Below are 11,086 nucleotides of genomic sequence, written 5' to 3' on the forward strand. Positions count from 1 at the left end.
CAAATGCGTTAGGTTTCATTCCCTTGCTTGGCAACGCTAACGCGAACAAACCAACCTATAAATTAAGACTTTTTTCGATTTGGACAAGATATTGTTTTAAAGTGAGTATATATTATGATGGGAATATTTGTATAGTTAATTTATAGTTATTAATTCTTTTAGATATCGTTAATCTTGGGTTATGCCTTCGGCACACTTCGTGAACGTTCCTCAACCCAATCTACTAGGAATTGCCATTCCACTACTGCCCCTTTGATGGCAGCACAAGATAATGTTGACAACCTATCACAGCCAGTCAGCAATATAGACAGGTCCAGTTTCGATACTTCCATCGGGCATGATGGTATTCCAGAAAAAAGTACCAATGTTGCCATATCTGACTTGACGGAGTTCCAACCCATTGTTGTGCATAAAACCAACAGTGTTTCTGAGGTCAGCTTCAGCCAGGTTGGTATGATTGAGGATGGCTGGACCAATAGCACCAGCCAAATTAGCCCTAGTCAAGTTTGCGTAACTCAAGTCAGCACTTCGCAAATCAGAATGCAACCCAGTCTTGATCAGATTAGCACCTCGCAAATCAGCCCTACTCAAGTTACAATCATAAAGAAAGCCTTCCGAAACATCAATTCCAACCAAGAAAGCATTGCTGAGATTAGTACCAATAAAACCGCATTGAGCCAAGTTAGCTCCAGCCAAGTTAATTCCACTGAGATCGGCTCCTTCCAGCAAAGAGTAGTCCCCGTAAATATAGCTAAAGCTCAGTCCAGAGAAATCCCTTCTTCCAGCAGCATAAAGCTTGAGGAACTCTTCAATAAAACAAATTTCGGGTCTCTTGTTTCCATCCATAACTTAACTCCCGAATCAATTACTACCATCAACTCTACCACACAAACCCTCTGGAACATTCTCTTCGACCCAACCTTCAACATCACCCTCCAAATCACCGACCTCCCCACCGGACAACTAGCCGAAGCCCAAATCACCCAATTCGACCCCAAGGTCGCCCCAACGGCGGCACGCTTCTCATAGACAACGACGCTAACGGCGCAGGCTGGTTCATAGACACCACCCCCTACGATAACAGCGAATTTGGAACAACCAGCGCCTTCAGATCCACAGCCACCGACCCTGGTAACGACCTCACCTATAGTTGGAACTTTGGCGATAACCCTTTTGAAAACTTATTTATTTTATAGCTGATTTTCTTACATCGAACTCAGGTAATACCAATTACCAACCTAAATTCTGGTTGACATTAGAGTTTTTAGTGCGATATAATGGTATGCTATTTAAAGTGTATTGATTGCTGCACTAGGCTAAAAAAGTATATCAATAATATCGGTAGCTGATATGGCCTAGATGCCAATTTTTTGTTGTTTATTAATGAGGTGAATATGGCAAAGCGCCGTAACCCGAAAAAAGAAAAGGCGCTACGAAACCAGGCCTACGCCAGAAAGTTTCGTAAACGGACCACCACAGGTAGAATGGGCAGAAGATTCCAACAAAGACCGCCCAAGAGTGAAGAGGAAGAAGGAACAGGCGCAGCAGCAATGGACGCTGCTGATTAATGTATCTGGTTAAATTTAACTCTTTCATATAGTAGGAGTCAGGAGTCAGGAGTCAGGAGTCAGGAGGAAGAAAATTTTCCCTGCTTACTGCTCACTGCCCCTTGCTCCTTTTATTTCACCCCGATTTGAGTTCGGGCGTTGACAAGAGCTTGTCTAACTTGTTCAAATCCTGTACCTCCATAGCTGTTGCGGGCTGCAACTACTTGGCGTGGAGTTATGGCTTCATAAATATCGGCGGCAAATGCGGGATGGATTTGTTGCCATTCTTCTAATTGTAGGTCTTTGAGTAGTTTACCAGCGGCAATACTGGTTTTGACGACTTTGCCCACAATGTTATAAGCTTCGCGGAAGGGTACACCCCTAGCGGCGAGATAATCTGCGACATCGGTAGCGTTAGCAAAGTCTTCTGTAACTGCTGTTGCTAGTCGCTGATGACGAAATTCTAAACCTTCTTGCAGTAGAATTGTCATTGCTTCTAAACAGGCTTTGACTGTGTTTACGCTGTCAAATATGCATTCTTTGTCTTCCTGGAGGTCTTTGTTATAAGCCAGGGGTAAACCCTTCATAATTACTAACATGGCTTGCAGATGACCAAAGACTCGCCCGGTTTTGCCGCGCACTAATTCGGGTACGTCGGGGTTTTTCTTTTGGGGCATAATGCTAGAACCTGTGGCACAGCTATCTTTAAGGGTGATGAAGCGAAATTCTTCAGATGCCCACAGGATTATTTCTTCAGAAAGACGGCTGAGGTGAACCATGATAATACTAGCAGCACAGAGAAATTCTATGGCAAAGTCCCGATCGCTCACTCCGTCCAAACTGTTAGCATAAACATTGTCAAAATGTAATAAATTGGCTGTATAGTGGCGGTCAATAGGAAAAGTTGTTCCCGCTAAAGCACCACAACCCAAAGGAGAGATATTGACTCGGCTATAAACGTCTTCTAAGCGTTCCCAGTCCCGTTGTGCCATCTGAAAGTAGGCCAGTAAATGGTGGGCTAAACTGACTGGTTGGGCGCGTTGCAGGTGGGTATAACCAGGAATGAGGGTTTCAACATTTTTTTCGGCTATATCAACTAAGACTGTTTGCCAGTCCCGTAATTGTTGGCGGATTTGTTGAATTTGATCGCGGAGGTATAATCTTGTATCTGTACCTACTTGGTCATTGCGAGAACGGGCGGTGTGAAGTTTTTTACCGACATCTCCGACAATTTCCGTAAGGCGCTTTTCTACGGCAAAATGGACATCTTCAGCATCAACACCGGGTTGGAATTGTCCTTGACGATATTCTTGACGAACTTGTTCTAAACCGTTGAACAGTGCTTCCCCTTCTGCACGGGAAATTATCCCTGTATGCGCCAACATTTTGGCATGGGCTTGAGAACCGGTAATATCATATTCGATAAGTTCAATGTCAAAACTGATACTAGCATTAAAACGAGCGATCGCTGGATGTAGCGCGGATTCAAACCGCTGACTCCAAGTTTGTTTTTCGGTCATAAATCTGAAGGGAGAGGCAGAGATTATATGTAGATGTTAGATTTTGAATCATACGCCCTATGTGAGTTAAAAATCTTGTTGTTTCATAAGCGAAATTACAAGGTCTTCAGTATCTAAATAATTAATCCAAAATCTAAAATCTAAAATCACTTTAACCGTAACTAGTAAAACCTTTGAACAGATAACCCACAATTATACCAATCAACATTGCCCAAACTTGCCCAGTTTTGACAAAGTGATTCCAAGAGGCTTGTACTTGACCTAACAGGTCTGGGTCTTTAACATGACCAACATTAGCCAGAAGAGTAATGTGTTCGTGTAAATTTCCTAGCAGTGGCAATAGTGAATCATTCAAATGTTCCATAATAATTTTACCAAAATGTTTATTACCTGTTATCAAGAGTTGAAGTAACTAATCAAATCAAAAGCTACCGCAATTATACGCAATATTTACTTTCATACTTTACTATATTTCTGCCGCCAAACGTAATTTTTCTGAAGTTCGTAAAATTTGCCCAGCTAAAACTGCTGCACCAAAGCCATTATCTATATTAACTACACCAATACCAGCAGCACAAGAGTTAAGCATTGTCAATAGAGGTGCTAAACCCGAAAAGCTTGCACCATAGCCAATACTGGTAGGAACAGCAATTACGGGACAATCTGCCAAACCCGCTACAACACTAGGTAAAGCCCCTTCCATGCCCGCGACAACGATTAAAACCGATGCTGATTCTAATACATGACGGTTGCTTAATAACCGATGAATTCCCGCCACACCTACATCCCAGAGGCGCTGTACAAAAAAACCGGAAAGTTCCGCAGTAACAGCGGCTTCTTCGGCAACGGCTAAATCGGCAGTACCAGCGGAAAGAATGCCAATTTTACCGGGAAATCTGACTTCAATTACAGGGGGAACAATGGCACAAATTCGGGCTTGTTCGTAATATTGGATACCTCTAACTTTTGGTTGTAAGGCGGAATATACTTGTGGTTCAATGCGGGTAGCCATGACGACAGAAGTGCGGTGGCGCATGACTTCCATGATTTGAGCAATTTGTTCCGGTGTTTTACCAGGTCCCCAAATTACTTCCGGAAAACCGGTTCTTAATTGACGATGATGGTCTATTTTGGCAAACTCACCTACGGATTGATAGGCTAGGTCTTTGAGGGAGTCGAAGGCTATATCTGGGGTTATTTTACCATTGGCGACGGCTTCTAAGAGCGATCGCAAATTTTCTGGTTGTGTCACTGCAATTTTGAATTAAAAATGAATTATAAATCTATTCTAGGCTGATTATATTTTTAACATCTATGATACTATACCAAGCATGGCTTGACGAAGAGCCATAAATTTAATCAAATCATGAAAAAACACATTAATAAAACAAAGGATATAAATATTTTTCATAAGTTTATGATTAGCCTAATATGTTTTATTTTTATGATAAACATATCTATAGCTTACTCTCAAGATAAAACTGTAACTGTTCCAGATCGAGACACACCTGTTGCTCAAAATTCTGACGTTGTGAATAAAATAGATGGAACTCCTGTATTGTTAGGAGATACCACACTATTTGTAATTCAAAGGAATGTGGGTTCATTTTCTCCCCAAGAGAGAGCGGAAGCCGTAAGCAATAGACTAGAAAAAATTGCTAATGATCCATCAACATCCCTAGAGAATCTACAACTTATAGAGAATGCGGATATCACTAATATTGTTGTAGGGGATAAACTGTTACTTACACTCACAGATAAAGATGCTAAAGCTGCAAATCAAACCAGACAAATATTAGGCAAGGAATATTTAGAAATAATTAAAAATACTATTATCCAATATCGAAAAGAACGTAGCCTAGTCAATATTTTAAAAGGAATAATTTATAGTTTTATTTCAACCCTTGTTTTATTAATACTTTTAAAAGTATTTAATCAAATTTATCCCAGAATTATTACTAGATTACAAAATTGGACAGGAATTAGAATCCCTGAGTTAAGAATTCAAAATATAGAACTTTTACCCGCAGCTAGAGTCAGTAATATTGTGACTAGGCTAGTTAAAATTATCCGCACAATTCTAGTAATTAGTATTTTCTATATTTACATTTCTTTGGTTTTGAGTTTTTTTCCTTGGACAAAACAAATAAGTTCTAGACTTATTAGTTATTTTCTAGCAACAATTTATAAAAGTTGGTTAGCATTTGCAGATTATTTACCCAATATATTTGCATTAGCATTAATTATTTTTATCAGTTACTATAGTCTTAAATTTATTCGCTATCTTTTCACAGAATTAGGAAATGGAACTATATCCGTTCCCGGCTTTTATAATGATTGGGCAGAGCCAACCTATAAACTGGTATTTTTAATTATAGTGGCTTTAGCCTTAGTGTTAGCATTTCCTTATTTACCAGGATTTGGTTCACCAGCATTTCAAGGTATATCAGTATTTTTAGGGATTTTGTTTTCCTTGGGTTCAACGGCTGTTGTAGCTAATGTTGTCGCGGGGACTATTCTTATTTATACCCGTGCTTTCCAAATGGGCGATCGCATTAAAATTGGTGAAGCTATAGGTGATATAGTAGAAAAAACCCTGCTAGTTACGCGCATTCGTACCATCAAAAATGTCATTATTACTATTCCTAATGGAACTGTATTAACTAGCCAAATTATCAACTATACAGCCCTATCTCAAGACCCTAATTATTATCTAATATTACATACAACAATCACACTTGGGTATGATGTGCCTTGGCGAAAAGTTCATCAAGTTTTAATTGATGCAGCAATAGCGACAAATAATATACTAACTGAACCTATTCCCTTTGTTTTGCAAACTAGTTTAGATGATTTCTATGTTAGTTATGAATTAAATGCTTATAGTAATAAACCCATGCTAATGGCGAACATTTATTCAGAACTCCATCAAAATATTCAGGATAAATGTAGTGAAGCAGGGATTGAAATTCTTTCTCCTCATTATTCTGCGATCAGAGACGGTAATCAAACCACCATACCAGAAAACTATCTGTCTGAAGATTACAAAGCACCAGGATTTCGGCTATCTTCTTTAAATAACCTTTTCAACCCTGATAACAGTAAAAATACACCAAATTTATGAATGTAAATTAACCGTTTATTTAATAAGGATTAACTTGTGGAAAATGCTTTAAAGACAATTCAAAAATTATTAGATGATGCTATAGTTATCAAATTGATTGAAGTAACTTCAGGGATTATTATAGTTGCCATTATTTTCCGAATTTTATCTCAAGTTTTACCGCGTCAGGTTCAAGACAGTGATTTACGCTATCGTATCCGCAAAGGCATTACCTTTGTTGGTTATGCAATTATAGCTTTATTAATTGTTTTGATATTTAGTGATAGCCTGGGAAAACTAACAGTAATTTTTGGGGTAATTGGTGCTGGTGTCGCCTTTGCATTACAAGAAGTAATTGGGAGTTTTGCTGGTTGGGTAGCTATTTCCTTCGGTCAATTTTACAAACCAGGAGATAGAGTATTACTGGGTGGGATAATGGGAGATGTTATAGATATTAGTATTTTACGGACTACTTTAATGGAGTGCGGTGCTTGGGTAAAAGCTGATCTTTATAATGGCAGAATTGTCAGAATTGCTAATAGTTTTGTGTTTAAAGAACCCGTATTTAATTATTCAGCAGATTTTCCCTTTGTCTGGGATGAAATTACTGTACCAGTAAAATACGGGAGCGATCGCTCTTTAACCAGAGAAATCCTGCAACAGGTAGCTAACGAAGTTGTCGGGGAATATATGCCTCAAGCACAGGTACAATGGCAACATATGGTACACAAATATTTAATTGAAGATGCCAGAATCGAACCTGCTGTCACCCTAGCAGCTAACGACAACTGGCTAGAATTTACCCTGCGTTATGTAGTGGACTACAAACAACGTCGAGGTAAAAAAGATGTCATCTTTAGCCGAATTCTTGACGAATTCGACAACACAAAAGGAAGTATAAGCATTGCTTCCACCACCATTCACATAGTAGAAACACCTGCATTTAACGTCAAACTAACGGACAACACATAAAAAAGTTCTCCAACTTTTGTAGTCGCTACATCATAGCCCCCTCTCGAAGAGCGGGGAGGGGGTTGAGAGTGGGGTTTTTGTATCTCACTTAACCGATAACCGCTATAAAAATTCCTAACTTCCCAGAAGAATATGTGCCAATATCACCTGAGTTCGACATAAGATAATTTTTGGAAAACTGCCCCAAATATGAGTCTCAAACCCTTATGATCTCGTTGAAAAAATCATAACTCTGTTCGCGTAGCGTCTCCGAAGGAGAAACTCCGAACTCCTAACACCGAACTCAGGTAATATCCATTTCCCTATTTCGTAACTTTAATTTCATGAATATTCCAAAAAGCACCACCAAGGGCAGAATATTGGATACCTTGAAAACGGTTTCTGATTGCTGATAAAGAATATGAGTTAACCAAGTAAATAAAAGGTAAATACTCCTGTGTTAATTGTTGACTTTCGCCATAAATTTTCTTTAATTTAGCCTCATCAAACTCCTGTGCGCCTTGAATATAAAGTTCATGAATTTTCTTTTCCCAGTCAGCAACTTCCCAACCTTCAATCGGTTTTTGTCCAGCTTGTGGTTTTTGATTAAACATATGTAGTCCTCCTTCAGGAGACCACACATTAGCCCCATCATTTGGTTCTAAACCCCCTGTTAAACCTATTAAACAAGCATCCCAATCTAAAGTATTAGAAAGTTTATCTATAAAAGTATTCCAAGCCAATGGCGTAAAATCTACTTGAATCCCAATTTTACTTAAATCTTGTTTAATTTGCGAACCCATTGACTCCCGAATCTTATTACCTGCATTAGTGAGTAATGCAAATCTCACTTCATTACCTTGATCATCTACTAAGAGATTTTTGGCATTATATTTAAACCCAGCTTTTATTAGCAATTCTTTGGCTTTTTCAGGATTATAGTTATAAACTTTCAAGCCTTTTTCCGGTGATAAAAAATAAGGACTTTGAACAGAAATAGGAGAATTTTGGGGTGTACCTAAACCACGAAAAGTATTATTCAACATGGTTTGTCTATCAATAGCATAGGCTACTGCTTGGCGAAATTGCACATTATTAAACCATTTAGATTTAATGGGATCAACTAATGGTTGATTTTTTCTTTTTCCCTTATTTAAGTTAAAGGAAATAAAGGAAGTGCTAGAACTAGGACCCCCATTATATATTTTAAAATTCCCTTGTTTTTCCTGAACTTTTAATAAAGAAAAATAATCCGGGGAAACACCAATAGAATCTAAATCACCGGAACGAAATTGGAGTAAGGAAGTATCTGTTGATTCCACAATTTGCCAAATTATTCGTTCAATATAAGGTTGGGGTTTGCCTTGAGCATCTTTACGCCAATAATAGGGGTTACGGCGAAAAATTACCCGTTGACTCGTATCATATCTTTCTAGTTTATAAGGGCCATTAACAATGATTTCTTCGGTCGGAGTATCAACACCCCATTTATTCAGAAATTCCACTTTACCATCTTTATTTTTTGTTTTGACTGATTTTTCTAAAATATGAGCAGGTAAAATAGATGCTCCTGTATTTAGTAAAAAAGGTCTAAATGGTTCAGGGACACTAAATTCTACCCTTCTATTGTCTATTTTTTTGACAGTTGGTAATTTGCGATCTTTCCCGACTCTTAAAACATCTCTAGTATCTGTGGGGATGTTTTCATTTAAATAAATATCATTATAGGTAAAGACAACATCATCAACTGTTAATGGTTGTCCATCTGACCATTTTAGACCTTCACGCATGGTAAAGGTAATTTTGGTTTTATCTGGTGATATTTCCCATGATTCGGCTAATGCTCCTTCTATTTTGCCATCAATGGGATTTTGAGTTAATAATCCTTCATAAGTAAGACCAAAAATATTTGGTGATTCGGAACTCAGCGCTGCATTAAATGTTTTTGGATCACTCAAAATGCTTGTTACTAATTGGGGTACTTGAGCCGCATTGGTTTTTAATTTAGTGGAGTTACAAGCGGTAAGTCCTATTGCTGCAAATGCAATAATAGTTATTAATAAAAAAAGGCGTTTTGTGGAATTGAGTATCTTTTTTGTTAATGTCATAGTTTTAATAATTAAACAGTTATCTAAGTTGATGAATGAGAATTAAACCAATTGAGGAAATCCTGCGTGATTGTAAAATATTTAATTCCAGCATTGCGTAAAACTTCTTTGACTTCAGATTTACCAAAGTCCTTACTATTATTACTAATAAATGCTTTATCTTCTTGAGGATATAATTGGGCATGATATAATATAGATTGTAATATTATATTATCCATAATATCATTTTTAATTAGTAATATTTCTGGTTGTGTCAACACTGATTGACAAATATTTTTAAGGTTATTAAAATTTACATTGATGATGTTAATGCGAGTATTAATAGCATTATCAAGGCGAGATTCAATGTCATTAAGTAAACCATCATTAGTAATGATAGCTTGTTGTAGCTGTTGAACTAATAGAGGAGCATAATTAGAAGTTTGATCACGAGCAATTTCTCTAATTTTTAGTTCCATATCTCTTTTAAAATTAAGTTTTTCCTGCTTCTCTAATTTATAAACTGTAATTGCTTCTATATAACAAATATGGGGTATAAATATTTTTAATGACTTAGGACGATTATAAAGCAAATTATCCGCTCGTGTATCCTGTCCTTTAGCAATAGTCATTAAAAAATTAGTTTCTATATAAAGTATGGTCATTTTAATATTCCTGGTACTGGTAAATAAATATAAATTACCTACTATTATTCATCATTTTGTGAATATATTTCTCCATGTTTTAGCTTTGCTAATAAACCTATTTTTTCAAATTTTTCAGAAGCAGGTGGTATTTCTGATTTCCAGTGATAATTCAAATCTCTTAACCAAGATACTATGAGGGTTTTCAAGTAGAAATTAAATATTGTTTTTTCGCAAAATTCCGAATCATAATGGCTAAGAATTTTTCCTGTATTTAATGATATAGCTGGTTTAGAAAATACATTATTTTTAGATTTAAAAACATTAATTTCTGTTAAATTTGCTAACATAACAAATCGCGGGCTTTCTTGAGAGTTTTGTAAATATAGGTTGCTGACTTTTGATAAATTATTTTCATGATTTTCCAGGATTTCTTGCGTTGTGATATCTACTAATAATGCAATTTGCTGATTTTGATCTAAGACAATAATATCTGGAGAAGATAGTTGAAATAAACTTTCTATTTTCTCTGGTGAATCAAATTGATTATTCCAAATACTAGAAATAAGTCTGATTTTAATTAGTTCTTCTGGTTTGTCTAAACTAAACATTCTCTTATTCTCCTATTAGTTATGAATCAATCATCTGCTACCAACAAAACTACAGCATAAGCACAAATCCCTTCTTCTCTCCCCGTTGGTCCGAGTTTTTCATTAGTTGTAGCTTTGACACCAATTTGATTTGGTTCAACTTCTAAAACTGCTGCTAATTTATCTCGCATTTTAGAAATATGTGGTTTTAATTTGGGACGTTCAGCAACAACTACAGAATCAATATTGCCAATTTTCCAACCTTGTTCACGAATTAGTTGATGGACTTGATGTAATAATACTAAACTATCAGCCCCAGCCCATTGGGAATCTGTCGGGGGAAAATAATGACCAATATCCCCCAAAGATAAAGCTCCTAGCATCGCGTCCATAATGGCATGAGTAAGAACATCAGCGTCACTGTGTCCTAACAAGCCGAGTGCATGGGGAATGTGAACACCGCCTAAAATCAAATTGCGATCGCTCACCAATCTGTGTATATCGTAGCCGTTACCGATTCTGATGTTCATAGTTATTTAGTCATTGGTCATTGGGCATTGGGCATTGGTCATTGGTCATTAGAAAAATTCTTTCTCCCCCTTGCTCCCCTACTTCCCCTACTCCCCCTACTCCCCCTAATCCCC

General features: G+C 37.2%; 11 protein-coding genes. 3 read left to right on the plus strand and 8 right to left on the minus strand.

Features of this window, described 5'->3' with window-relative positions; all coding sequences use genetic code 11:
* Positions 1-285: 285 nt before the first annotated feature.
* Positions 286-846: a pentapeptide repeat-containing protein gene (locus FJR05_RS13295; protein ID WP_168644552.1), complete on the minus strand. Its 561-nt coding sequence runs from the start codon at positions 844-846 to the stop codon at positions 286-288.
* 548 nt (positions 847-1,394) lie between these two features.
* Here FJR05_RS13295 and FJR05_RS13300 point away from each other — a divergent pair.
* The gene (locus FJR05_RS13300; RefSeq protein WP_168465616.1) at positions 1,395-1,568 is read left to right on the plus strand and encodes a hypothetical protein; all 174 of its coding nucleotides are present in this window, start codon (positions 1,395-1,397) and stop codon (positions 1,566-1,568) included.
* 110 nt (positions 1,569-1,678) lie between these two features.
* Here FJR05_RS13300 and argH read toward each other — a convergent pair whose 3' ends face one another.
* The 3 genes from argH to larB all read right to left on the minus strand — a co-directional run bounded on the left by argH (position 1,679) and on the right by larB (position 4,319).
* Positions 1,679-3,067 carry an argininosuccinate lyase gene (gene argH / locus FJR05_RS13305; RefSeq protein WP_168644553.1) on the minus strand — a complete coding sequence of 463 codons (1,389 nt, stop codon included), beginning with the start codon at positions 3,065-3,067 and terminating at the stop codon, positions 1,679-1,681.
* 151 nt (positions 3,068-3,218) lie between these two features.
* Positions 3,219-3,431, minus strand: a complete 213-nt coding sequence (locus tag FJR05_RS13310) for a hypothetical protein (protein WP_168644554.1) — start codon at positions 3,429-3,431, stop codon at positions 3,219-3,221.
* A gap of 102 nt (positions 3,432-3,533) precedes the next feature.
* Positions 3,534-4,319, minus strand: a complete 786-nt coding sequence (gene larB / locus FJR05_RS13315) for a nickel pincer cofactor biosynthesis protein LarB (RefSeq protein ID WP_168644555.1) — start codon at positions 4,317-4,319, stop codon at positions 3,534-3,536.
* Positions 4,320-4,511: 192 nt separating this feature from the next.
* Here larB and FJR05_RS13320 point away from each other — a divergent pair, with 192 nt between their 5' ends.
* On the plus strand, positions 4,512-6,191 hold the full coding sequence (locus FJR05_RS13320; protein WP_254446932.1) for a mechanosensitive ion channel family protein: 1,680 nt from the start codon (positions 4,512-4,514) through the stop codon (positions 6,189-6,191).
* A 36-nt stretch (positions 6,192-6,227) separates the two neighbouring features.
* Positions 6,228-7,142: a mechanosensitive ion channel domain-containing protein gene (locus tag FJR05_RS13325; RefSeq protein ID WP_168644557.1), complete on the plus strand. Its 915-nt coding sequence runs from the start codon at positions 6,228-6,230 to the stop codon at positions 7,140-7,142.
* Positions 7,143-7,444: 302 nt separating this feature from the next.
* Here FJR05_RS13325 and FJR05_RS13330 read toward each other — a convergent pair whose 3' ends face one another.
* From FJR05_RS13330 to ispF, 4 genes are read right to left on the minus strand one after another with little or no spacing between them, the layout of a single operon-like run.
* Positions 7,445-9,229: an ABC transporter substrate-binding protein gene (locus FJR05_RS13330; RefSeq protein WP_168644558.1), complete on the minus strand. Its 1,785-nt coding sequence runs from the start codon at positions 9,227-9,229 to the stop codon at positions 7,445-7,447.
* A gap of 23 nt (positions 9,230-9,252) precedes the next feature.
* Entirely contained in the window at positions 9,253-9,873 is a 621-nt protein-coding gene (locus tag FJR05_RS13335) for a PIN domain-containing protein (RefSeq protein ID WP_168644559.1), read from the minus strand.
* Between the two features lie 44 nt (positions 9,874-9,917).
* Complete coding sequence (locus FJR05_RS13340; RefSeq protein ID WP_168644560.1) at positions 9,918-10,463, minus strand: hypothetical protein; 546 nt, start codon at positions 10,461-10,463, stop codon at positions 9,918-9,920.
* Positions 10,464-10,489: 26 nt separating this feature from the next.
* Positions 10,490-10,972: a 2-C-methyl-D-erythritol 2,4-cyclodiphosphate synthase gene (gene ispF, locus FJR05_RS13345; RefSeq protein WP_174783692.1), complete on the minus strand. Its 483-nt coding sequence runs from the start codon at positions 10,970-10,972 to the stop codon at positions 10,490-10,492.
* Positions 10,973-11,086: the final 114 nt, after the last annotated feature.

The organism is Dolichospermum sp. UHCC 0259, from assembly GCF_009711935.1.
Classification (GTDB): domain Bacteria; phylum Cyanobacteriota; class Cyanobacteriia; order Cyanobacteriales; family Nostocaceae; genus Dolichospermum.